The 25,404-nt window shown below is 58.0% G+C and carries 19 protein-coding genes; 2 read left to right on the top strand and 17 right to left on the bottom strand.

Features of this window, described 5'->3' with window-relative positions; all coding sequences use genetic code 11:
• Positions 1-656 precede the first annotated feature (656 nt).
• The 8 genes from BLW36_RS15245 to BLW36_RS15280 form a co-directional block, all read right to left on the bottom strand.
• Positions 657-2,729 carry a TonB-dependent receptor gene (locus tag BLW36_RS15245; protein WP_170833235.1) on the bottom strand — a complete coding sequence of 691 codons (2,073 nt, stop codon included), beginning with the start codon at positions 2,727-2,729 and terminating at the stop codon, positions 657-659.
• Between the two features lie 999 nt (positions 2,730-3,728).
• Complete coding sequence (locus tag BLW36_RS15250) at positions 3,729-4,388, bottom strand: TetR/AcrR family transcriptional regulator (protein ID WP_091390715.1); 660 nt, start codon at positions 4,386-4,388, stop codon at positions 3,729-3,731.
• A 33-nt stretch (positions 4,389-4,421) separates the two neighbouring features.
• Entirely contained in the window at positions 4,422-4,652 is a 231-nt protein-coding gene (locus BLW36_RS15255; protein WP_139304925.1) for a hypothetical protein, read from the bottom strand.
• Positions 4,653-5,042: 390 nt separating this feature from the next.
• Complete coding sequence (locus BLW36_RS15260; protein ID WP_091390718.1) at positions 5,043-6,035, bottom strand: cyclodeaminase; 993 nt, start codon at positions 6,033-6,035, stop codon at positions 5,043-5,045.
• 239 nt (positions 6,036-6,274) lie between these two features.
• Positions 6,275-7,183, bottom strand: coding sequence for an EamA family transporter (locus BLW36_RS15265; protein ID WP_091390720.1), 909 nt, complete (start codon positions 7,181-7,183; stop codon positions 6,275-6,277).
• Positions 7,184-7,198: 15 nt separating this feature from the next.
• Positions 7,199-8,614: an aminotransferase gene (locus BLW36_RS15270; RefSeq protein WP_091390723.1), complete on the bottom strand. Its 1,416-nt coding sequence runs from the start codon at positions 8,612-8,614 to the stop codon at positions 7,199-7,201.
• A gap of 47 nt (positions 8,615-8,661) precedes the next feature.
• Entirely contained in the window at positions 8,662-10,251 is a 1,590-nt protein-coding gene (locus tag BLW36_RS15275) for an NAD-dependent succinate-semialdehyde dehydrogenase (protein ID WP_091390725.1), read from the bottom strand.
• Positions 10,252-10,328: 77 nt separating this feature from the next.
• On the bottom strand, positions 10,329-11,573 hold the full coding sequence (locus BLW36_RS15280; RefSeq protein ID WP_170833236.1) for a Zn-dependent hydrolase: 1,245 nt from the start codon (positions 11,571-11,573) through the stop codon (positions 10,329-10,331).
• 570 nt (positions 11,574-12,143) lie between these two features.
• On the opposite strand from BLW36_RS15280, the gene BLW36_RS15285 reads away from it, so the two are divergent.
• Together BLW36_RS15285 and BLW36_RS15290 are read left to right on the top strand one after the other, a co-directional pair.
• The gene (locus BLW36_RS15285; protein WP_091390729.1) at positions 12,144-13,136 is read left to right on the top strand and encodes a LysR family transcriptional regulator; all 993 of its coding nucleotides are present in this window, start codon (positions 12,144-12,146) and stop codon (positions 13,134-13,136) included.
• A gap of 124 nt (positions 13,137-13,260) precedes the next feature.
• Positions 13,261-14,472 carry an MFS transporter gene (locus BLW36_RS15290; RefSeq protein WP_170833237.1) on the top strand — a complete coding sequence of 404 codons (1,212 nt, stop codon included), beginning with the start codon at positions 13,261-13,263 and terminating at the stop codon, positions 14,470-14,472.
• 139 nt (positions 14,473-14,611) lie between these two features.
• Here BLW36_RS15290 and eutB read toward each other — a convergent pair whose 3' ends face one another.
• The 9 genes from eutB to acs form a co-directional block, all read right to left on the bottom strand.
• Entirely contained in the window at positions 14,612-15,631 is a 1,020-nt protein-coding gene (gene eutB, locus BLW36_RS15295) for a hydroxyectoine utilization dehydratase EutB (RefSeq protein WP_091390733.1), read from the bottom strand.
• A 101-nt stretch (positions 15,632-15,732) separates the two neighbouring features.
• Positions 15,733-16,890: a M24 family metallopeptidase gene (locus BLW36_RS15300; RefSeq protein ID WP_091390735.1), complete on the bottom strand. Its 1,158-nt coding sequence runs from the start codon at positions 16,888-16,890 to the stop codon at positions 15,733-15,735.
• Between the two features lie 377 nt (positions 16,891-17,267).
• Positions 17,268-17,618 (bottom strand): cupin domain-containing protein, encoded by a 351-nt coding sequence (locus BLW36_RS15305; RefSeq protein WP_091390738.1) that lies wholly within the window; start codon positions 17,616-17,618, stop codon positions 17,268-17,270.
• Between the two features lie 37 nt (positions 17,619-17,655).
• A complete protein-coding gene (locus tag BLW36_RS15310) occupies positions 17,656-19,173 on the bottom strand; it encodes an aldehyde dehydrogenase family protein (RefSeq protein WP_091390830.1) in 1,518 nt (505 codons plus the stop codon).
• Positions 19,174-19,217: 44 nt separating this feature from the next.
• Positions 19,218-20,837 carry a GMC family oxidoreductase gene (locus BLW36_RS15315; protein WP_091390741.1) on the bottom strand — a complete coding sequence of 540 codons (1,620 nt, stop codon included), beginning with the start codon at positions 20,835-20,837 and terminating at the stop codon, positions 19,218-19,220.
• 587 nt (positions 20,838-21,424) lie between these two features.
• A complete protein-coding gene (locus BLW36_RS15320) occupies positions 21,425-22,018 on the bottom strand; it encodes a GNAT family N-acetyltransferase (protein WP_091390744.1) in 594 nt (197 codons plus the stop codon).
• Entirely contained in the window at positions 22,015-22,431 is a 417-nt protein-coding gene (locus BLW36_RS15325; RefSeq protein ID WP_091390746.1) for a RipA family octameric membrane protein, read from the bottom strand. Before BLW36_RS15325 ends, BLW36_RS15320 begins: the two co-directional genes overlap by 4 nt.
• 74 nt (positions 22,432-22,505) lie before the next feature.
• Positions 22,506-23,198: a DUF3592 domain-containing protein gene (locus BLW36_RS15330; RefSeq protein ID WP_170833238.1), complete on the bottom strand. Its 693-nt coding sequence runs from the start codon at positions 23,196-23,198 to the stop codon at positions 22,506-22,508.
• Between the two features lie 201 nt (positions 23,199-23,399).
• The gene (acs, locus tag BLW36_RS15335; RefSeq protein WP_091390750.1) at positions 23,400-25,337 is read right to left on the bottom strand and encodes an acetate--CoA ligase; all 1,938 of its coding nucleotides are present in this window, start codon (positions 25,335-25,337) and stop codon (positions 23,400-23,402) included.
• Between the last annotated feature and the right edge of the window lie 67 nt (positions 25,338-25,404).

Here is a 25,404-nt window from a genome sequence, read left to right on the forward strand (position 1 = left end):
CCCGTGATGCGGCAACAGCTTACCACCGGATCACCCTGTAGGAGGTCAATCATACCGAAATAATATATCGCTGATTTGATTGCAGCGACCGTCTCCGACGGGCATTACCGGCGAAAAACCACTTTATGCTTGACCAAACCTTACAGCAGCTGTATTTTAATTGTTAGTGAGGACTAACAACTACTTTGCTAACACGTTGGCCGGCTCATCGGCCACCGTGTAGCTAGCAACAATAATAGAAATACCTGCAGGGCCAGCCGCCGACCGGCGAACTGTCCCAGCATGAAGTGGCCGAGGTGTATATGAGCCAGATACGACGCTATACCAAATCGTAACACGCGCTTTTTCGTGGAACGTTTGTGCCAGCGTCTGACTGTCAGCGCTGGCTTTTTTATGCTTTAAAGCTATTCCTATTTTTAGTGCGGCCCAGTGCACATTGTCTGGCCGGCATTTGCTGCGACCATCCCGCCCCGCTCAATTTCAACATACTTCGCCTGCATTCATTACCGATACTCATAAAGTGAGTCGGTTACATGCCGTTCCCGGCGCGCATCCATTACGTGACAGAATTACGTGCACAAACGGCGATTTACCGCAAAGCAAAAAAAAACCGGGGACAAGTCCCCGGCAAAGTCAAAAGCGACTACAACACAACATCAGAAGAAATAGTATTTAGCGGTAATGCCAAAGCTCCGGGGCTCCTGGGAATACCCCACTTGTCTGCCGAGGAAGTCCGGGAAGCCGTAAATTTTCGCATCCTCATCGGTCAGGTTTCTGCCCCAGAGTGCCACTTCCCAGACTCCGGCCTGGTCGGCCAGGCCTATGCGGCCGTTCAGGCTACCGTGGCTTTCATTGAGCGCCTTGGGGTCGGCCAGCTGGGAAAAAGACTGGTCTTCCCAAGCATAATCCAGCTGCGTGAACAGATCCCTGTCGCCCAGCGGGATGGTATAGGTCGCCATCGCGTTGTACTGCCACTTCGGCGACTGCGGCAGTTTAGAACCGGCAATCGGCTCAAACAGCGTCAATCCGCGCCGTTCTTTCGTGCCCGGCCCCTTGGTGATTTCGGTATCGAGATACGATGCACCGGCGAAGATATCCAGTCGCTCGGTTGGACGCCAGGTGATGTCAATTTCGGCACCGGACATCTCGGATTCCGGCACGTTCATCAGGGTCTGCGACAGATCGTCCAGCACGACCAGGCTTTGACGATTTTTGTAGTCGGTATGGAAGGTAGCGGCATTGAGCTGCATGGTATTGTCCAGCAGGGTCGCCTTGATACCGAGCTCATAACTGATCAGCTCCTCATCGTCGACATAGCCCAGCGCGCCCGGCTGCGTGACCGCAAAGCCGTAGTGACGGCCGCCCTTGTAACCGCTAGCCACCGAGGTATACAGCAGCAGATTGTCGGTGGGTGTGTAGTCCAGTGCCAGCCGGCCACTCACATTGTCGGATCGATTGGACTCCGACACGCTATCGAGAACGGTGCCGGTCGGCGCGAAGGCAAAAGCGCCGATGCCACTCAGGCCAGCGTCGAGAATGTTGTGTGGATCAATATCGGTGTTATCGGTTACTGAACCCTCGTAGTCGATCTTATCGTCGGAGTAGCGTACGCCGGCGGTCAGCTTGAACTCGTCACTGAGCTGGGTTTCGGTGTGCAGATAGGCACCCAGCGACTGAGTCCGCTGCTCTGACGCCGTATCGATCGCACCCGAGGCTGTACCCAGCGGGGCGCCCACGAACAGATCTACGGTGTTGCGCAGCAGCACCGCGGTAGCACCACTGTATTCCTCTTGTGATGCAGTCAGGCCGGCAATCCAGCTCAGGTTGCCATCGCTATTCGAGGTAAGGCGAAACTCCTGGGAAGTCTGGTTCACCTGTGCATCGGGGGTGTTGTCATTGAGTTCCAGCACGTCGCCATCGACATTGTCGAAAACACTGCGATCGTATTTGTCATAGGCGGTGACCGAGGTCAACGTAAAGGCATCGAAATCAATGTTGGCGATAATGGATCCGCCGGCGCCCTTCTCATCCCGCTGCGGCAGGCGCGATATACTCACATGGCGTCGATCGGTTTCCGGGATCCCGGTGTTCAGCGGGCTTTCGGAAATGGAATCGTCGTTGGAGCCATGGATATTGAACAAAATATCGCTGTTGTCGGTAGGCTGCCAGGCCAGCAGGGCGCGGAAGGATTGCTTTTCATCCTTTTGCAGATCCTGCCCGGTATGGATGTCCTTCTGAATACCCTTGTTCTGATCGATCACGTTAACGGCGATACGGCCCTGTACATTATCCGCGACCGCGCCACTGACTACGCCGGTAGTCTCTACGCGGCTCAAGCTATCGTAGCTGGTGGAAATCGAAGCCTCGAAATCCTCGGTCGGCTTGCGCGATACGACCGTGATTGCACCGCCAGTGGTGTTGCGCCCGTACAGCGTGCCCTGCGGGCCTTTCAGTACCTCGATACGTTCCACATCAAACATCTGGCCATTCAGGAATGCGGGCGAGGATGCATAGACATCATCCACGTAGACGCCGACACCGGATGAGTTGTTCAGGTTGAAGTCCTCCAGGCCAACGCCGCGGATAGCGAATACCGGCGCACCACCGGACACCGCGTTGGCGGTGTTCAAGCCCGGCGTCTGCATCGCGATATCCTTGGCCGTCGACATGCCCAGCCTTTCAGCCTGGTCGCCGGTGAATGCACTCACGGCGACACCGATGTCGTTCATGCTTTGCGCGCGTTTCTGGGCCGTTACGGTAACTTCCTCAAGGGCCCAATCAGAAGCCAGTGCCTGACCTGAAAACATTGCAGATACGGATACCGCAAGTGCTAGTGATTTTTTTGTAAACATCGTTGTTCTCCTCCGAAATTTCTCTACCGGCTTATTTTTTATGTATCGCTGATGCTAAAAATTTCGCGTGCCAGTTATTAATCTTATCTACGGGTGCGCCTCGTGAGCGCCCAATATCTCTACTGGTAAAATGCCAATCGATTGCCGCATGATCGGATTCGCGGACAAATGACTGTCCTCTTACCTTCCTTCACTTAAACGCACATTCCGCTTTGCTGTTTCGCGTCCGGCGCTTTCGCACAACCGGATGACAACGGCGCGAATGACAAACATCGAGTAAGTAGACGCCGAACTGACTTACTATCGTGATGGGTTCACGGCGGCCTTCTCTGTTCAAATTTCACTCAAATCTAACCAAAAAGTACACCCCGTGTAAATATCGTGTGCGAGTATTTTTATGGCGGGAAAAATATTCCCTAAAATCAATAAGTTATCGATGAGTGAAGTGCCTCGACAGAGCGGATTTGGCGCGTTTTGATGCGATCGGCGAGCTAGAGAGCTACACGGGAGCGGCAACACCTGAATAAATGACCGAATTGCGATACGTGGCCGCGCTTGCCGTCGCATTCAAACAACCGTTTGAATGCGGCGCGAATCTAGCAGATGGGCCGTTGCAGGGATCTGTGTCGGGGCAGGTGAACAGGTGGGTTGGGCAGCAAGTTTTCTGAAAGAAATTTTGCCGCAGCGGAAGGTATTCATAATTGCACTGACAGAATGCGCAGCGGAACCCGGTCGCAATCGCGGAAATAACAGTACCCGGGAATATGGGCGATGGTCAGACTATTCCCCGCTGCTTCTCAAATCGGTGCGGCATATCCAACTACAGAGCTGGCGGTGGTGCCCCGCCGGGAAGAAGAGCGGTACAGGAAGGCGGGGTCAGTCCCGCTTTTCAATGCCTTTGATCAGCGCATCGACGCATACTGCGAACAGCTCGTGCAGCTTTTCCGGTGTGGCACTTTCCTCGCTGAGATAGAGCCAGCGTCGCACCGAATCGATGCGCAGAGTGTCATACAACCGGCAGACTTCCGCCGCGGAGATATCGCTGCGCACCAACCCCTGGGATTGGGCCAACGCCACGCGCTTTTGTCGATGCGCGCGCACCGCCGCATGCAGCGCAGGGTCGAATTCGTCCGAGCCCTCGTCGAGCTTGTAAATGTAGTCGAAGAAGTCGGTATGCTGCATCGCCATCTTCCAGATACGGCGATGGCCGATAATCCACTCAATAGTCTGCGATGCATCAGTCGGCACTATGGCGGAGCGACAATCAACAATCGGGCTGTCCTCGAATGACCAAAAGCCGATCGTCAGCAACCAGTCCATTATAAATTCGGACAGAAACTGCGACTTGTTCTGAAAATAATTAAAGAACGTCTTCTGACTGACATTCGCCAGCTCGACGATCTGCTCGACCGTGACATCGGCGAACTCATTTTCGCTGAACAGTCGTTCCGCAACCTTCAGCAGGTCCTGCCGCGTTCGCAGTTTCTTGCGCTCGCGGAGACCTGCGGGCTTGGCTTGTTGCACTGCAGTAGGCATTGAAATAATGATTCGACTTATTGTTGTGACAAATTATCTGGCTTGACCCGGGTTCAGCGCTCGGCAGACTCCAGGTCGGATTCGATCGTCCGGCTCGCCCGCCAGAAGTGCCGGGCCGATCGTATGCAGGATCAGCAGGAAGACCGCACCGGCCACCGCATGCATCCGCAGGGATACCAGCCCCTGCTCGAGTGCGAGCACCGGCGCGAGGTAGACGTTTTGTACCATGAACGGGATGAACAGGCTAGCAATGCTGAGGTGCACCGAGGTCGCACCCTAGGGAAATGCAAAGGACAGCATCGACCAGGCAATCGCGCGCGCTGGGTTCTGCCATACCCCTGCCTGCCGATAAGGTCGGCCATCATGAGATGCTTAACGGTGGTGCCGGGGTATCAGCGTAACGTATGGGAAACGTCCGCGAATCGCCTAGAACAGCGGGCACTCAGTGCCGACCACGGCTCGGGCCCGGTCACAATTGACGATACGCCCCTTCTACACGGCGCCGCTGCATTCGAACCGCTCAGGTGTAACGGCCATGTAGTAAAAATTGGAAGGGCAAGGTAAGTCCGGCGTCGATGAAGACGCCGGCAGTACGGCAGTTGCGCCGAGAATAACCGCCCGCGCTTCAGCCAAACCCGTTCGGGCAAGGTTCCATCAGCTGGCGATACTGGTGCCGATGCCCATGTGCGCTGCGCGCTGATCGGCGAGATTCGCGATCGCCGTATCCTGCACCCCCATACCGGTCAGATCGCAGATGGTGATCGACTCTGCGGCAGGGCGCCCGCCGGTCCCGCGCGCAATGATTTCGCCGAGCTCCGGAAATTGCGCGCTATCCGCTACCACCCCGCTGGCGATCGCATGGCGCAACTCGCCCTGAGCTGCCGATTGCTGGCGCCGATCGACGGCAAACACATCGGCCCGCAGCACACATTCGGCCTCGAGCTCGACCTTGTCGCTCTGGTCGGAGCCCATGGCAATGACATGCTGCCCTGGCTGCAGCCACTCGGCCTTGATAATCGGCTCTTTCGACGGTGTCGTCGTCACGACAATATCGGCACCGGCGACGGCCTGCTCCCGGTCGGTGGTCGCTGCGACCGGAATATTCAGTTCGTCGCTGAGCTCGCGCGCGACCGCTTCGGTCCGCTGCTGATCGCGGCCGCAAATGATCGCGCGGATAATCGGTCGTACCAGACAGATCGCCTTCAACTGCAGCCGGGCCTGGACTCCGGTGCCGATCACGGCGACGCTCGCCGCATCTTCACGGGCCATGTGGCGCGCCGAAACCGCACCCGCGGCGGCGGTTCGGACATCGGTCAGGTAGCCGTTATCCAGCAGCAGCCCCTGCACAATTCCGGTCAGGCTCGAGTGCACCACCATCAGTCCGGTACTGCTAGGCAAGCCCAGTTTGTAGTTGTTGAAGAACCCGGGGGAAATCTTTATCGCGAACGAATCAAACTTCGGATTGTAGGCGGTCTTGATGCAGACATCGCCATTCTGCTCCGCGACGGGCAGCGACAGGATCGGCGGCATCACCACCTTGTCGGTCACCAGCGAGCGAAAGGCTTCCTCCACACATTCAATCGCATCCAGGTCCAGGGGCACGGCCTGGCGCAGTTCAGTTTCGGTCAGGATTTTGATCGTCGGCATGGGAGAATTTCCTAAAAATCGGTCCTGTGAGACCACAATAGCGTTAACGGGTGTTCCGGTTGCTGAGTGCAGTAGGGCCTGCGCGGCTGTGGCCAGGAAGCGAAGCGGCGCACCAGTGCCCGCACACCTTTACTACGCGAATGGAACTGGTTGCAGGCAGGTTAGCACCGGATCGAAACGCGTATATATATGCAACGATCAAAGCTAAATTGCAGGTATCGCTAAGTAATCATCGGCGCTCAGCTCTGCCCCTGACATGCGGCGTAGCGGTCGAGGTAGCGATCCAGCAAGCCGGCGATGAGCAGCCCGAGCATCACCAATACGCAAGCCAGCAGTTTGTCGCCGCCGAATGGCTCGGCGAATACGAAGTGGGAGATGGTGATGCCGAATACCGGCACTACCAGCGACAGCGGCGCTACCTGCGACAGTTCATAGCGATGGATAAGGCGGTTCCATACGTAGTAACTGTAGAGCGTCGCCAGATAGGAAGAAATCAGCAGATAGGCACAGACGATCGCCAGGGTTTTCGCCTCTGCAACCGGCACCAGCGGCACGCCGCCGAACTGCAGATAGCCGAGCGCGAATAGCGGCAGCGGCGATATCAGGCTGGACCAGGCCAGAAAGGATAAGTGACGACGCGGTGCGGCGGCCTTTACCAGGCTGTTGGCCACCCCCATAAAGAAAGCGCCCGCTATCACCAGTGCGACACCTTCGGCGGTGACAGACCCGTCCTGCAACCGGGACAAAATGCCGAGACCGATAGCAGCCACTAACAAACCGATCATTTTCCCGGGTGTGGGCCTTTCGGCAAACAGCACGATACCGAATACGGCACTAAACAGCGCACTGGTCTGCAAGACAATCGAACTGACACCGGGCGCGGAACCGGATTGCACTCCCCAGTTGACCAGCCCCCAGGTACCGATACCAAAACACAGGCCGTAGGCCACTACCCAGATTGGCGACACATCCGGGCGCGGCACGAAGAAAATCAGCGGCAGTGCACAGAGCAGGAAGCGGATTCCCGACAGCGTGAACGGGTCAAACCAGGTGAGGCAAACCTTGATCAGGCTGAAATTCAGCCCCCACAGGAACGTGACCCCCAGCGCCCTCGCCAGATCCATCGGCGCCAGGGGAATACCATTCACAGCGCTACCACGGTATCAACCCTTCCAGGCGCCTTCCTTGAACAGCTGGTCCATCACTTCGTTGACGGACTGCTCGGCGATGGCAACGATCTCGTCGACCTCATCCTTGGTTGTCACCATCGGCGGCGCAAAGCCCAGCGTATCCTGGTGCGGCATAGCGCGCGCGATCATGCCGTTCTTGAGTGCCTGCGCGGAGATGCGCGGCCCGACCTTCAGATCGGGGGCAAAGCGCTGCCTTGCATCCTTGTCCGCGACAAATTCAATCGCGCCCAACAGCGCCACGCCGCGGTATTCGCCGACCAGCGGGTGATTGTCGAAGGCTTCGTGCATTTTCGCCTGGAAGTACTCACCGACCACATTGGTGTTGGTAATGAGGTCCTCTTTCTCGATGATATCCAGGTTGGCCAGGGCCGCGGCGGCACCCAGAGCGTGGCCCGAGTAGGTCCAGCCGTGGCCGATCGGACCATACTTGTCGGTGCCGTCCTCGAGTACCGACCAGACCTTTTCACCGACGATGGAACCGGACAGCGGCAGGTAGCCGGAGGTCAGTCCTTTGGCGACGGTCATGATATCCGGCTTGATGCCGTAGCGATCGGAGCCGAAGTTATGGCCCACGCGACCGAAACCACATACCACCTCATCGGCAATCAACAGGATGTCGTACTTCGCCAGCACCGCCTGGATCTCTTCCCAGTAGCCTTCCGGCGGCGGCACGATACCGCCGGTGCCCAGCACCGGCTCACCAATAAAGGCCGCTATCGTCTCCGGGTTCTCCTCCAGAATCTTGCGCTCCAGTTGGTCGGCGCAGAAACGCGAGAACTCGCGCTCGCTCATGCCCGCCTCTGCCTCCCAGTAGAAGTGCGGCGCGACGGTGTGCTTGATGTCGTCCATCGGCAGGTTGAAACTGGTGTGGAATGCCGGCAGTCCGGTCATGGAGCCGGTCATAATGCCGGAACCGTGATAGCCGCGCATACGGGAAATAATCTTGCGCTTGCGCGGCTGATTCTTCACGTTCCAGTAGTGCCACACGAGCTTGATATTCGTCTCGTTGGCGTCGGAACCTGACATGCCGTAGTAGATCTTGCTCATGCCTTCCGGTGCCATTTCGATCACGCGGCGTGACAGTTCAATCAGCGGCTGGTTCGAGTGGCCCACGTAAGTGTGGTAGTAGGCCAGCTTCTTCGCCTGCTCGTGGATCGCATCGGCAATTTCCGTGCGGCCGTATCCAACGTTCACACAGTAGAGACCGGCGAACGCATCGATGGTGGATACACCCTTGGTATCGGTGATGCGAATACCACTGCCGCTGTCGATGATGCGCGGCGAACCGAGTTCGCCACTGGCGTGGTGCTTCAGAGGCGTCGACGCGTGAAAAATCGTGCGGCGATCCAATTCTTCCAGGCTGAGGCTGGGATCAAACTTCTTACTCATAATCTGGCTCCTGAACAGGATGAAAATCTAACTGGAACGGGCCGCTGCTACAGCGGCAGTGTTCCCATGCATATGTACTTGGTCTCGGTATATTCATCGATGCCGTGCATCGAGCCTTCGCGACCCAGGCCGGACTGTTTGACTCCGCCGAAAGGAATCGGCGGACCGGTCATCTTCACGCTGTTGACGGCGACCATGCCGTACTCGAGTCCGTCGGTGAATTTCCAGATGCGCTCCACATCCCGGGTGTAAACGTAGGACGCCAGGCCGTACTCGGTATCGTTCGCCTCCGCCAGTACTTCCTCTTCGGAGTCGAAGGGAATCACCGCGGCTACCGGACCGAAAGTCTCCTCGCGGTAGATGGCCATATCGGGAGTCACGTCTGCCAGCACCGTGGGCTGGTAGAACAGCGGCCCCTGGACATCGCGGTCACCGCCGATCAGCAGTCGCGCGCCCTTGGCTACCGCATCTTCCACATGCTCGATGGATTTGAGCACCTGGTTTTCGTGCTGCAGTGGGCCTATATCTACGTCCTGCAAACCATTGCCGATTCGCAGCCCGGCTACCGCCGAGGCAAACCGCTCGACAAACTCGTCATAGATTTCGCGCTGAATATAAATGCGGTTTGCCGCGAGGCAGTCCTGTCCCGAAGTCGCAAACTTCGCATCCAGCGCGCCCTTGACCAGGTTGTCCACACCGACGTCGGCGAAGCCAATAAACGGCGCATGGCCACCCAGCTCCAGCGAAACCTTTTTGATCGTCGACGCACACTGCTCATTCAGAATGCGTCCGACCTGGGTCGAGCCGGTGAACGAGAATGCACGCACCTTCGGGTGGCGCGTAAGCTCGGTAACCAGCACGCGGGATTTACCGCAGATAACGTTGAATACGCCCGGTGCGAAACCGGCGCACTCGGCCAGGCGCGCGAGCGCCAGCGCCGTCAGCGGTGTCTCCATCGACTGGTAGGCCACCACCGTGCAGCCCGCCGCGAGTGCCGCCGCCGCTTTGCGCGTCAGCATCGCCAGTGGGAAATTCCACGGTGTCACCAGGGCCGCCACGCCAACGGGAACGCGCGTGCTCAGCAGGTGTTTGTCTTTCAGGTGCGAAGCGATGGTTTCACCGTTGAGGCGCTTGGCCTCTTCGGCAAACCACTCGACAAATCCCGCACCATAGTCGACTTCGCCGCGACTCTCTTCCAGGCTCTTGCCCTGCTCCAGGGAGATGATCAGCGCCAGCTGCTCCCGGTGGGTCACAATCTGCTCGTGCCACTGCATCAGCAGACGCGAACGCTCCTGCGGCAACAGCGCGCGGAACTCAGCGAACGCGGCATCGGCCGCGTCGACCGCCTGCACGGCCTGGTCGGCACTGAGGTTTTCCACCTCGGCTACCGTCTCGCCGGTGGCCGGATTCGATACCGCGTGCGTACTGCCATCCCCATTTACCCAGGCGCCATTGATGAAGCCTTTCGTCCGCAGTAATCCCGATGACTGCAGATCGGCGACGATCAGGTCGCTGGCTAATACCGAGTGAGTAGTTCCCTCCCCTTTCACCCAGGAGCCGTTGATCAACGCATTGGCTCGCAGCCCCCCGGCTGCTTGCGGCTCGCTTACGATTACATCTTCCTTAAGCTCACTCATTGCTTCCCCCACTACTTAATTCTCACCAACTACAAGGTCGCTCCACGGGACGCTACCCGCTCGATCGACCATATTGTTCAACTCAGTTCCCGCAGTAACGCCTGCAACAGAACGTTCACACCTTTCGCCAGCAGCTCCGGCGCGGTCCATTCATCGGGATGGTGGCTCAACCCACGCCGACTCGGCACAAAGATCATGCCCGCCTTGCAGATCAGCGCCATTGCCTGTGCATCGTGGCCGGCACCAGATGGCATCACCTGATGGCTGTAGCCCAGATCACGGGCAACCGCCTGCAACGATTCGATCAGGCCCCCGTCCATCAGCGCCGCCGGATTGGTGCAACGCTCGTTGATATCGATTTCGACGTTGTATTTGTCCGCCGTTTCTACGGCAATTTGCGCAACCCGCTCCACCAACCGGGCACTGCTGGATTCATCGAGATCCCGATTGTCGAGGCGTACCGTCGTCTCGCGCGGAATCACGTTCGAATAGCCCGGCGCGATGGCACAGGTACCGAAGGTCATCCGGGTCGACTCGTTCGCGTAACCTTGATCCAGCAGGGCATAGGAATGGGTAACGAACTCCGCAGCGGCACGGAATGTGTCGCGGCGCATGTTCATCGGCGTCGTGCCCGCGTGGTTCGACTGTCCGCGAAACGTGTATTCGATGTTGCGCTGACAAACAATTCCGTCCACAACGCCGATCTCGAGATCAAGGTTCTCCAGAACCGGGCCCTGCTCGATATGAAGTTCCAGGTACTTCGCGATTGATTCCGCCGGATAGGCCGCCTGGTGGTATCGATCCGGGTCGAGTCCCGACTCGCGCATCGCATCGATCAATCGCACGCCTTCCGCGTTGGCCGCCGACTGCAGGTCTTCGTCGCGAATGGTGCCGGACAGTGCCATTGCGCCCATAAGGCTCAGAAACGCACCCTCCTCGTCGTTAAACGCAACCACTTCATAGGGGGCGCCCAGCACAACCTTGTTTTCGCTGAGGACGCGGGCGACCTCGATACCGGCAAGCACGCCGAGCGCGCCATCCAGCGGTCCGCCGTTGCGCACCGTATCGATATGAGAGCCGGTCATGATCACGGCGCCGTCGGCCGGCCCCATACGACCAATCACATTGCCGACCGCATCGATGCGCGTTTCCATACCCGCCGCCTGCATACGATCTATCAGCCAGTCCACCGCCTGCCGATAGGCATCGGAAAATGCCGCGCGATGGATGCCGCCCTCGCTCGCCCGACCGATCGCAGCGAGCGACTCCAGGTCGCCCATCAGTCGCGCGGAATTGATGCGCAGATCACTAACGCCTGTCATCAGCATGGCCTCTCTACCAACAGTGGCGATAGGACAGCCTGACCGGGAAGCTGGACTCCCGAGAAATCACCAAGTGTTTTCACCGCGCCAATACCTATTTTTGAGTATGCTCAGTAATGTCTTCACCGGGCTCACTACCTATTTTTAGTCAGCGCAGACAGCGCCAACCCAGACAGGGCCCTGACAGTTGGCGTAAATCTAACAACCGGGCGCAAGTGGATATATCAGAGGTTTTCTGAGTTTACTTGACCAATTATCGAAAAGACGCGAGGATCAGCTTCGCAAAGTCATGGATTCCGAGAACCGGTCGCCCGCAAAGCGCCAGTCATTTTGGATCTGTACTCACCCGGCAGGATCAGACTGTCATGCGCGCCGTGGTCGCAAATAGTCGCCGGCTGACACCGACGGTTATGTGAGTCATCGACAAAACTTTTTCACCACCAGCCACACAGGATATGCCCCCCGCTTGCCGATCGGCATGGATATGGATAGCCCGAGGAGACATATTCACGCTGGTTTTTCTGCATCGCATGTTGTCGAGCATTTCGGCGACGGGAGGTACATCGCGACATGGCTATCGGACGCATATCAGACATCGACCTGCGCTGGTTATATGTATTTATCAAGGTCGTCGAAGCCGGCGGTTACTCCGCGGCACAGGCAAAGCTGAATATCGGCGTAGCCACCATCAGCGCTCACATGAAATCCCTCGAAAGCCGCCTCGGTACGCAGCTGTGTCGCCGCGGCAGAGCGGGTTTCAGCCTGACCGAGGAAGGGCAACGGATTTACGAAGAGGCCATTCTGCTGCGCAACGCCATGGAGCGGTTTACCAGCATCTCCCGCTCACTCACCGCCAACCTGGGCGGCAAGCTGAATATCGGCGTAGAAGATGCCATCACCGCCGCTGGCAGCAGGTTGATCAGTGACGCCGTCAAACGTTTCAATCAGCGCGATAACAGTGTGCAGATATTTATGCACATCGAGTATCGGCAAGATCTGGAAAAAGCGGTCCTCGAAGGCAAGTACGATATGGCGATCGGTTTTTTCGCCACCAATTACAGCGGTATCGTATTTACGCCCTTGTACGACGAAGAACATATGCTGTACTGCGGCGCTGGCCATCCGCTGTTTGGCCTGGAGCGCGAGATCCGCAACGACGACATAGTCGACCTGCCGATCAGTGTACGGGGGTTCTCGACAGTCGACGATTGCGAACGCCTGGAGGCCTATAATCGGCGCGCCACCGTCCTCGATATGGAAGCGCAACTGACTATGCTGCTGAGCGGTTGCTATCTCGGTTTCCTGCCGCGTAACTACGCCAGGCCCTGGGTTGAATCCGGGCAGTTACACGAACTCAACGCTCCCGAATACGCTTACCTTTCACCGCACGGCGTGATCACTCGCCAGCGGAGTTCACTGACCAGACAAGCGCGACTATTTCTCGCAGACCTGTTGCGCGCCAACCGTTGTCCGGAATCCCCGGACAAACTCTGGCATCAACAGTCCGCCAATTTCACGAACAGGATAGGAACGCAACAATACTTAGAGGCAGAGCAAAGTTAACTTTGATTCTGCGCTACATGGTTCGATTCCAATACCCATCCGAATGCTCCATGATGGATTTCTGTCGAAATCCATTATTACTACAGAGAGCCGACAAGCCTCCGGTTTACAGGTGGGTCAAGCCATGAACAATAACAACAACTCCGTTCTCAATATATTGGGCGGCAAGCCCATCTATGTGCTCGCCCTCGCTGCTGCGATATTTATCAGCTGGCAGGGCGTCATGGCTGTGCCGATTCAAATTGGCTCGCTGATCAGGGGGCTCGGATTCAGCGAGCAACGCTCCAGCTTTCTGGGCACGCTTGAAATCACCACCATGGCACTCGTTCCGATTCTGCTCGCGCTGCGCATTGGCAGGTGGTCCAAGCCGCACGTGGCGATCTTCGGCGCAGTGCTGGTCATAGCCGGACAGGCACTGTCATCCGTCGCGACAAATTTTCCGCTACTGGCTGGCTGCCGGTTGGCCGTGGGTGCAGGTGCGGGCTTTATCTATGGCGCTGCCTGCGCAGCGATTGCCGGTCATCCGCGCGGCGATCAGATGCTGGCCTGGGGAATCGCACTGGGTCAGACGGCGCTCGCCGCAATGCTGGTTACCCTACCCTTCACTGCACAATTCGGACAGCAGAGCGGCGTTTTCCTGGCCCTGGCCGTACTGGCCCTGGCCTTCGCCCCGCTGTTAATGAAAATGCCCGAAAGCCTGGTACGGCATAGCGACGATGACACCAACCGCGATTCGAATATGGTTTCGCGCGGCTTCCTGTTTTTCTTCTTCCTCGCGCTCACCTGCTTTAACGTCGGCATCGGCATGATGTGGGGGTTCCTGGAACTGCGCGCGGATGAATTGCATCTCGAACCGGCGGCAATCGGCATGGTTCTCGCGGCGTTACCGCTCGGCGGCGTGATCGGCAGCGGTATTGCCGGACTGATCGGACACCGCTTCGGTCGTATGCTGCCTTTTTGCGTGGCACTGACTTCGTGTACTGCGGCTTGCTTCACTGTGGCCCTGGTAGAAGTGGAACTGCTGCTGCTGATTTCCACTTTCGCCCTCGGCATATTCGAGCTTTTCGTCATGGCTTTCTTCATCGGCACCGCATCCAGCATGGATTCCCGCGGCCGCATCGCCACCATCGCCGGCGGCATGACCATGCTGACCTACGGGCTCGGACCGGGCCTCGGCGGCCTGCTCGCCTATCAGCTGTCGGCATCGGAAATCATCATCGCCTCCGGCATGATATGCCTGGCCGCTGCAGCGATCATTCTGCCGGTATCCATCCTGCTCGATCGCCGCGGCAACGCCAAACCGGCGGACGTTGCAGAAGCTGCAACGCCCGCCTGAGAAATTGATCGCCCCGGTCTATGGAGCGTCACCAAACTGTTTTAGTGATGCTCGCATAGACCGGAGCCGGCGATTCCTCAAGACACTTCTACTTCCCTGACAAAAAGATAAAAGCGAGTGGCCGCGAGGCCACTCTGCGCTATGCGTCTACGGCAACCTTATCCTTCCCCGAGACGATGACGTCTCCCAGCTTCACCGCATCGCCGGCAATGACGGCAGAGAACTGCTGCATATCAACATTGCGACCGGTTATGATCAGCGCCGTCGGGCCGGTGATTTGTACCTTGCCACTGAGAATGGCCGCGTGGCCGACGGCGGACGCGCCCTCGGCGACCAGCTGATCCATCCCATAGAGCGCCTGCATACCGGTGTAGATTTCCTGCTCGGTCAGCAATCTCACTTCGTCCACCAGCTCCCGGCAGATAGGGAAAGTGTAGCGATTGTGGAGACCGATACCGCCGCCGAGAGAATCCGCGAGTGACGCCACTTCCTCAACTTCAATCGGCTTTCCCGCTACCAGGCTTGCCGCCATTGCCGCACCGCGATCCATACTGACACCGACAATACGAATGTCCGGTTTGATGGCCTTCGCCGCCAACGCGATGCCGGAAATCAAACCACCTCCCGACAGGGGCACGATCAGGGTGTCGAGATCCGGGCGCTCCTCGAGCAGTTCCAGCGCGATGGTGCCCTGGCCGGCGATGACATTTCTATCATCGAACGGATGGATGTTGGTCATGCCCTTTTCTTTGACGAGTCGTTCTGCTTCCGCACCGGCATCGTCCTGGGAGTCACCGATCCGCACCACCTCGGCACCGAGCGCTTCGATGCCTTTAACTTTGACCATGGGCACCAGTTTGGACAGGCACACAGTCGCCCGCACGCCCAGCTGCTTCGCGGCGAAGGCCACCGCGCGACCGTGGTTGCCGGTCGAGCAGCAGACGACGCCATTGGCCTTCTGCTCATCACTGAGTGCGGCAATGGCATTGGTCGCGCCGCGCAATTTGAAAGCACCAGTCGGCTGCAGTGTTTCCAGTTTCAGGCAGATGTCCTGCTCGACCTGCTCCGATAGCGCCGAGGTGATCAGCGGCGTGCGGCGGGCAGTACCGGCAATGGCTTTTCTTGCCGCCAGTACGTCGGCGACGGTAGGTATATTCATATCACTGTTCCCCGGCAGCGCCGTTGGAATTAAATTCAGGGTTCAAAAAAAAAGCCGCTGCTCGCGGAGCGAACAGCAGCTCTGACAGTCCGCTTAGCCGTTTAGGCAGAGAAGACTTTGCGGTCTACGTTGGTCAGTACGCGACAGCCATCATCGGTTACGACGATGGTCTCGGTAATGCCGACACCGCCGTGGCCGGGCACCTGTACCCACGGGATCAGGTGGAAGGTCATACCGGCCTGCAGCGGCATGTCATGACCCTGGCGCATGGAAATGATGTGACCCTCGCCCCAGTCCGGCGGGAAGGCGATACCGATGGAATAGGCGGTGCGTGCCGCCTGTTCTACATCGGCCTTGGCAATGATGCCGCGGGCCAGGGTATCGACTTCCGAAGCCGGAACGCCGGGCTTGATCGCCTCGAGACAGGCGGCCATCGCGTCCAGACAGACTTTCTCACCATCCTTGATGCGCTGCGGTGTTTCACCAACGGTGACGGTACGCATCAGCGCCGCGTGATAGCGGTTGTAACAGCCGGCCACTTCCAGGAAGACATAGTCCTGCTCTTCGACAGTGCGGTGCTCCCAGGTCATATGACCGACCGCGCCGCGCCATCCAGTGGCAACAAACGGAGACATGGCCGGCCATTCGGAGCCGGCGCGGAACATCGCGTTGTGAATTTCCGCGGCGATCTCGTCTTCGTTGACACCGGCCCGTACGGCATTGATACCGGCGATCATGCCGGCGTCGGCAGCGCGCGCGGCGCGTTCCATACGATCGATTTCAAGCGGCGACTTGATCATGCGCAGCTGCTCGACGATGCCAGTGCAGTTCTTGAACTTTGCATTCGGCAGCTTGGAGATCACACCTTCCTGCTCGAAAGCACGGAAGAAATAGGCGTCGCGATCGTAACCGATTGTTGCGCGATCCAGACCAAATTCCTTGATCGCGTCCGCCAGGATCTTGGTGGGATCCTCGTGGTCGGCGTAGGGGCGGCTGTTCTTGATCCAGGTACGCGCCGGAATGTTGCTGGACTCCAGCAGGCGGGTCACCATGAACGGCTCTTTCTCGAGAGGCACGACCAGTACCTGGAACCAGTAGTATCCCGGCGTCTGGTAACCGGTGAGATAGAACAGGTCCTGCGGCATCGCCAGGATGACCGCATCCATACCCTTCGCAGCCATGGACTCGCGAAGCTTTCTTACTCGCTCCTGATATTCCTCGATCGGAAACACCAGGTCCCCATGTTGTGGATTTGCCATTCGCTATCTCCTAAAAAAACTCTTACGGCGATAGCGGCAATATAGGGGTAGCCCACACCCGGAAAAATATCGGAAATACAAAACACATTTTGATCGGGGACGATGTAAACAGAGCGTCACCGGAATTGCGACGATGACGGGGTTGGGATTGGTACAGCACGCGAAGTCACGGCGACAACTCAGGCCAGGGAAGAGAGTCACTTCGAAACGAATGCCAGCCGCGAGTATCGCTGCAACGAGTGATTAAGGGTCCGAGTAGAAGGCACGGAGCACTGAACCCAGTCTTCATCGACTGAGATGCAGGGATAGCTGCAAAATGCGCGCCCAGCGGGGAGGGAATACGCACGGCCCTTGTAAAACCGTGCGTCACAGGCGGGTTACACGACCAGGGTGATCTTGCGAATGGTCTCTGTCTGTATCCATTTGCCCGACCAGCCTTTGGGCAGATACACAGTATCGCCCGGCTTCAGATCGGTTTTGACCCCTGACGCGGAGATCATGGTAGCGCCACCACTGAGCACCACCATGATCTCGTTGACCGGGTAGTTGTCGATCTGCTCCTCGTACGCATCCGACTCCCAGATACCTACCTCGAGTTCGCCGCCGGCGGGAATATTGAACAGACTCGCCAGCCGCTCATTCGGACTGCCCGAGATGATCGTGGTGGGATCAATCTCATTCGAATGGTTCAACGTAATATTCTGATTCAGATTGACAACTTCTGTCATATCAACCCCTGTTAATCCTATAAAGGCGAACGCACCTTTAGTCGTTCAAATTGATAAAGATCGTCTTGGTTTCCAGGAAGTGCTCCAGCTGCTCCTGTCCCAGATCCTTGCCGACGCCACTCTGCTTGTAACCACCAAACGGCATTGCGGGATCGACCATGCCATCGCCGTTGATTTTTACCGAGCCAGCCTGGATACGCGGTGCGATCTTCAGCACGCGGGTGATATCGGAACCGTAGATGCAGGACGCCAATCCATACTCAGAATCATTCGCCAGTTCGATCGCTTCGTCATCGGTACTGAACGGCGCCGTGACCAATACCGGGCCGAAGATCTCTTCGCGCACGATCGACATATCATTGCGGCAATTCTTGAAGACGGTCGGCTCGACATAGACACCGTTGACAATGTCCTCCGGCAGGCCGCCGCAGGCCAGTTCTGCGCCCTCCTCGATACCACGCTGGATATGTTTAACCACCGAGTCGAACTGCTTGCGCCCGACCAGCGGCGGAATAAAGCTATCCGAAGCCAGGCCCGGGCCAATCTTCATTGCCTTGGCACAGGCTGCCACTTCGGCCACGAACTCGTCGTAGATGCTTTCGTGGATATAGGCCCGCGTGCCTGCATCGCAGACCTGCCCGGCGTTAAAGAACACACCCTCGGCGACCTTGGCGGCGGCGCTCTTGATATCGACGTCTTCCAGCACGATGACCGGAGACTTGCCGCCCAGCTCGAGGGTAAGGTGATTCAGTTTGTTGATGGCCGCCAGTCCAACCGACTTGCCCACCGGAGTGGATCCGGTGAAGGTCAGCTTGTCGACACCGGGATGCTCGGCAATGGCACGGCCGACAACCGAACCCGCACCAGTCACCACGTTGACGACCCCGGCCGGGATACCGGCCTCCAGTGCCAGCTCGCCCAGTCGCAGACTAGACAGCGAAGTCAGCTCTGCCGGCTTGATTACCGTGGTACAGCCGGTGGCCAGCGTGGCACCGAGTTTCCAGCAGGTCGTGTTGAGCGGGAAATTCCACGGCGCGATCGAGCCGACGACACCGACCGGCTCCTTCATCGTGTAGGTCAGGTAACTGCCCGGCAATGAGCATGGCTCGCCGACGCGACCGGAGATCTTCGACGCCCAGCCGGCAAAGTAACGCAGGGTGTCAATCGATCCCTGCACATCCGCCTCCTGGGAAATCTCGCGGTTGCGACCGACATCGATTGACTCGATCTCAGCCAGCTGTTCCAGGTTCTCTTCCATCAGGTCGGCGAGGCGATTGATCAACTGCTCCCGCTGCAGACCACTCAGCTTTGACCACTCGCCCTGCTCAAACTGATAGCGGGCCGCCGTGACCGCGGCATCCACATCCTCAGCCGTGCCTTTTGGGATCTGTGTGACCACACCACCGGTGGAGAATTCGATAACATCGAAAGTCTCGCGGTCACCGGCACCGACCCATTTTTCCCCGATCAGCATTTTCTTTTCCTGCTCGAGGAATGCCCGGGTATCAGCTCGAATGCCGTAGGTATTTAGATAATCAAAAACGCGCTGATCCATATTCACCATTTACCTCACCATTAATTCCTGTTTACAGAATATGATCACGCAGTCTTGTCGTAATCGGCCAATACCATATCGGAGCACTTTTCACCGATCATGGTGGTCGGGATATTGAAGCCGCCACTCACCATCCGCGGCATGATGGACACATCGGCCACGCGCAGGTTGCGGATACCATGTACCTTCAACTCGTGGTCGACCACCGCCATCGGGTCGCTTTTCGGGCCCATCTTGTTACTGCCGGCGGCGTGATAGTGATTGGCAAAGTAGCGGCTGGTGAGCTCGTCGATCTCCTCATCGGTCTCGCAAACCGGAGTCTGCTCACCGGCACTGAACTTGCTCAGCGCGGATGTCTCCATCATCTCGCGGGCCTTGCGGTAGGCCCAGCGATTCAGTTCCCGGTCCTTCTCGTTGGTGAAGAAGTTGTTGATGATGCGCGGCTTGTCGTCCGGGTTATTCGAGCGCAGCGTAATCTCACCGGAAGATTCCGGATGTATCGCGCCCCAGTGAATATTGAAGCCGTGGAACTTGGTATCGTAGGTATCGTCTTTGTGCTCGTTCACCGCTACCGGGAACATGTAGAACTGTACATCCGGCTGTTTCAGGTCCTCCCGCGAACGCAGGAAGGCAGAGCAGTTCATCGGGAATACCGTGAGCGGCCCCTTGCCCAGCACCATCCACTCCAGTGCGCCGACAATCTGGTTGTGCAGTTTCGTGTACTTGAAGTAGGAAATCGGCTCTTTGCAGTAGTGCTGCACAAAGGTGCCGATCTGATCCTTCAGGTTTTTGCCGACGCCCGGCAGATCGTTAATGCACTGCACGCCGACGGATTCGATTTCCGCCTTCGGACCGATACCGGAAAGCAGCAGAAGCTTGGAACTCATATAGGCACCGGCACTCAGAATGAGTTCGCGGGCAGCGTAGGCTTTGTGCAGCACACCTTTTCTCTTGTAGGTGACACCCTTGGCGACACCGTCTTCGATGATCAGGCGCTGCACCTCGGAGTGCTTGCGAATAGCCAGGTTCGGACGACGGCGCTCTTTCAGCAGGTAGGCGTAGGACGATGAACAGCGCAGCAGCGGATACTTGTAGTGGGTATGCTGGCAGTAGCCGAAACCGTCCATATCACCGCTGTTGAAGTCGTCGATACGCTTGAAACCCATCTCTTCACCCGCCTCGATAAAGGCGTCCCACAGCGGGTGGGAGTAGGTGGAATTCACAACGGACAGCGGACCGTTTCCACCACGCTGCTCGCTCTCGCCACCCTCGTAGGTCTCCATGCGTTTGAACAGTGGCAGCACGTCTTTGTAACCCCAGCCGGGATTGCCCATTTCTTCCCAGGCGTTGTAGTCCTCAGGGTGGCCGCGGAAAGCGAGCTGTCCATTGATAGAGGAAGAACCGCCCAGCACTTTGCCGCGGGCCAGTTTCAGCGCACTGTTGTTCAACATCGGCTCGGGCTCACCGGGGAAATCCCAGTCCCACTTGCTTTCGAGCATGGCCGTCTCGCCGAGCGGAGACGCGACGAATGGGTTGATATCACTCCCCCCGGCCTCCAGCAGCAGAACATTGATGGCGGGGTTGCTCGTCAGTCGGTGGGCGATTGCACAACCCGCTGAGCCAGCGCCGACGATGATGTAGTCGAAAGTAGAGATGTCAGTCATTCACACGGTCTCGTCTGTTCGGTTTACCTGCGAAGCACTCGGTCACGATCGGGATGACTAATCGTAGCGCCACTCGAATCAGATAATTCTCGCTGGGCATAGAGTAGTGGTTATTAACCCGTAACAGTACCAGAGGGCTAAAGCCTTTGGGGGTAAAAACAGTAAGTCCTGTGTATGACCAGATCCATAGGCACCGATCAAAGTTTGCTTCAATGAACAGCGAACTAAGATTTTGCATGACTCGACAAGACGTAACCGTGGGGAAATAGACGGAAAACATCTTGCATCAATGGAGTGAGAAGATCGCGGCGACAATTTGATGGCGGCCGGAGGAATAAATTTTCCGCAATTCACGCTAGCAGTATGTTTTTATACCAGGCCGTTCGGAATACATGCTCGCCGTAAAAATTCCCGCCCGCGCCGGGCGACATGTCAAGCGCTCTTTGTGGGTAGAATGATCGGAAACGCGGCGGGTATCGCAGTCACAGACAGCCCGTGTAACGCCCTACCGCCTCGCCCTCTTATATTACAGTAAACTGACCGGCTGTTGCCGGCCAGTCCGACTGCTGTGATGTTTAGTCAACGAGTTAAACGGAACGGGGCTCGTCATTGTGACGGCAGGCGGAGGCGGACCAGTCGCGCTGCAACAGTCCGAATAACAGTGCGTCCTGGATTTCACCCATATGAAAATAGCACTCGCGCAACAGGCCCTCGCGCTGGAAGCCGAGTTTCTCCAGCACGCGTATCGAAGCGATATTACGCGGATCCGCATCGGCACCGATGCGGTGTAATTGCAGGCGTGCGAAGGCGAATTCGATCACGGCCGGCACCGCTTTCAGTGTCAGCCCCTGCCCCCAGTATTGCCGCTTGAGTGCAAAGCCGATCTGCGCATGGCGGTTCTGCCGGTCGATAGCGGCCAGGGTGCAGGTACCGACAATTTCTCCATCGCACTCGATCCCCCACTGGTAAAGACTGCCCTCGAGAAAACCCTCGCGGATAGACTGCAGGTATTGCTCCGCCGCAGCGCGCGTATTAAGCGGCTCGGTGGCCATATAGCGCACTACCTGCGGGTCGGCAAAAATTGCTTCCAGCGCCGGCAGGTCCGCGTCGGTCAACCAGCGCAGCATCACGCCATCCCCGGTCAGAGTCGGCAGCTGCGTGCCCAGTTGATCGGGATTCACGGTGCGAAAATCCAGTGATAGAGACCGTAGCAGGCGACGCCGGTCCCGAAGATAAACTGTCCGATCAGCAGCGCGCGAATCGCGAAGGTGTAGCGCGCTACCGATCCCCTGTTCGCCCGGTCCCGGGTGAAAATCCGGCTCTTCTCCGGCAGCTGCTGCTCCAGCAATCTCAGCCCCGGCACCGCCAGGCTCAGTAGTTGTCGGCTGCGCGTGTCGACAAGCCAGAATACGGCCGACAGGATCACGACGAAGCCGCCGAGCAGAGCCAGGATCAGCGGATGAAAGCCCTTCTCGACCGCAGTGAAAATCCCACCCTCGGCAAACATGCTGAGCACCACGAAGAAATTGAAACCCTTCAGACGCTGTTCCGCGTTGAAGCGATAGTGTTCACACAGATACTGGTGTTCGTCCACCGAACTCTCCCAATCAGTTACCGCCAGATACCGGCCGCAGTAGCATCACGCGAGACTGCAGCGCGACTCCGCCTTTATTCCACCGTTTCCGGCAGAAACGAAATATCCATGTAGTAGCGCGCCAGCTTCTTCGGATCCACCAGTACACTTACCTGCTGCCGATCTACATATTTCTCCGGATTGAACCAGAGGTTTTCACTCTTGAAGATATGTATTTTCCTAGTACGCGGATTCTGCCACTGTGCCACTAGCCGATAGGGGCTGCGCCCGTTTACGACCAGTGATGTATTCAGCTCCACACACTGATAATCGGCGAGCACCGGTTTGCCGGTGGCTTGCAGACGGCTGATCCTGCGGCGGGCACGCAGGTTTGCGGTGACCAGAAAGAGACCGATACTGAAAAATATCGTGCCCATACCGCCGAGGAGCAGGGCACCGAACCACAGCTGCATGAAGCTGTTAATGATGGCGTCCTCGGGGCTGGCCGGGTCGTATAACACTTCGACTATATCCCCGCTGGAGAACTCCGGCGGATTGCTGCTCGTCGAGGAGGTGAATTCGTACTCTGCGCCGCTGCGGGCAGTAAAGCGCACATGCGGTGCATAGGTGGTACTGCCGGGGCTGCGCGCCATGTCGATCACTTCGCCCTGCACGCGATCGGCGCTGTCGAGCATCGCCCGTGTTTGACGCCATTCGTTCGCTGCCCCTGCGAGCATTGCCATACCCATGAGCAGAAACAACCAGGAAGCCCACGCCGGTCTTCTCATCGTCACCTCCATGTGCAGCCGTTATCTCGGCTTTTTATTATTCAACTTTGCGGTGTTCCATTATCAATATTTTACGCGGCTTTGCCACGATGCCATTGCGGCGCATTGGGCAATATGACCGCCGGATCACCCAAAATTGATAGCAGAATCAGCGGGCACAAAAAAGCCGGGCAGTGCCCGGCCTTTCACCGCTGGGGGGCGTCATTTATTCGCACGGCTCTCGATCAGCTCGTCGACGACGGACGGATCCGCAAGCGTCGAGGTATCGCCGAGATTCTCCAGTTCGTTGGCGGCGATCTTGCGCAGGATGCGGCGCATGATCTTACCGGAGCGGGTTTTCGGCAGACTGGGCGCCCATTGAATAATATCCGGCTTGGCGATCGGACCAATCTCTTTGACGCACAGGTCGATCAGTTCCTGGCGCAGTTTGTCCGACGGCTCGTGGCCGGCCTTCAACGTGACGTAGGCATAGATGCCCTGCCCCTTGATATCGTGCGGATAGCCCACCACTGCCGCCTCGGCGGTATCGTCGTGCAGCACGATCGCGCTCTCGATTTCCGCGGTACCGAGGCGGTGGCCGGAGACATTGAGTACGTCGTCGATGCGGCCGGTAATCCAGTAATCGCCGTCCTTGTCGCGGCGCGCGCCGTCGCCGGTAAAGTAGTAGCCGGGGAAGGTGGAAAAATAGGTGTCGATCATGCGCTGGTGATCGCCAAATACCGAGCGGATCATGCTCGGCCAGCTGGCCTTCATCACCAGCGCGCCCTCACCCTCGCCTTCGATTTCCTGGCCCTTTTCATCGAGCAACGCCGGCTGCACGCCAAAGAAGGGCCTGGTGGCAGAGCCGGGTTTCATCGCGATGGCGCCGGGCAGCGGCGTGATCAGGTGCGCACCGGTCTCGGTCTGCCACCAGGTATCGACGATCGGGCAGTGCTCGCCGCCGACCACCTTGTAATACCACTCCCAGGCTTCAGGGTTGATCGGCTCGCCCACGGTGCCCAGCAATTTCAGTGAACTGCGATCGGTGCAGGTGACATAGTCATCGCCCGCGCCCATCAATGCGCGGATCGCGGTCGGCGCCGTGTAGAAAATATTGACCTTGTGCTTGTCCACCACCTGCCAGCAGCGGGACGCATCCGGGTAGGTGGGCACCCCCTCGAACATCAGCGAGATGGCGCCGACGGCCAGAGGGCCATAGACGATATAGCTGTGCCCGGTAATCCAGCCCACATCGGCGGTACACCAGAAGACATCACCCTCCTTGTAATCGAAGGTGTACTTGAAGGTCATCGCCGACATCAACAGGTAGCCGGCGGTGGTGTGCAGCACGCCTTTCGGCTTGCCGGTAGAGCCGGACGTATAGAGGATAAACAGCGGGTCTTCCGCGTTCATCACTTCCGGCTCGCAGTCTGTGCCCTGCTCGGCGACCGACTCGGCATACCAGATATCCCGCTTGCTGTGCCAATCGATATTGGCGCCGGTGCGCTTGACGACGATCGCGGTGTGCACGTTCGGGCAGCTGGCCAGGGCTTTGTCCACGTTGGCCTTCAGCGGTATCTTGCGGCCGCCACGCACGCCCTCGTCGGCAGTGATTACAAGTCGGCAGTCCGAGTCGAGGATGCGGTCTTTCAGTGAGTCCGGAGAGAAGCCGCCGAAGACGACCGAGTGCACGGCGCCGATGCGGGCACAGGCAAGCATTGCATAGGCGGCCTCGGGGATCATCGGCATATAGATGCAGACGCGGTCGCCCTTGTTGACGCCGCGGGCTTTCAGCAGATTCGACAGCCGGCAGACCTGCTCGTGCAGCTCGGCGTAGGTGATGTGCCTGCTGTCGGCGGGATCATCGCCCTCCCAGATAAAGGCGGTCTGCTCTGCACGGGTTGGCAGGTGGCGGTCGATGCAGTTGACGGTGACATTCAGCTCGCCGTCGGCGAACCAGGTCGCGTGCCCCTTATTCAGATCCTCGTCCACCACCCGGGTGAACGGCCTGTGCCACTGCAGGAAATCCTTGGCCTGCTGCGACCAGAAGGCCTGCGGATCCTCGACGGACTGGCGGTACATCTTTTCGTAGTCGTCCGCGCGGATATGCGCGTCGGCGGCGAATTCGGTGGGCACGGGACGGGTGTGCACTTCAGACATCGTTTTCTCCCTTATTAGTATTATCGGGCGTTGCGGGCCCCGGTAGCTGGCTTTGCGCTAGAGCATA

The sequence above is a fragment of the Microbulbifer marinus genome, from assembly GCF_900107725.1.
In the GTDB taxonomy this organism is placed as follows: domain Bacteria; phylum Pseudomonadota; class Gammaproteobacteria; order Pseudomonadales; family Cellvibrionaceae; genus Microbulbifer; species Microbulbifer marinus.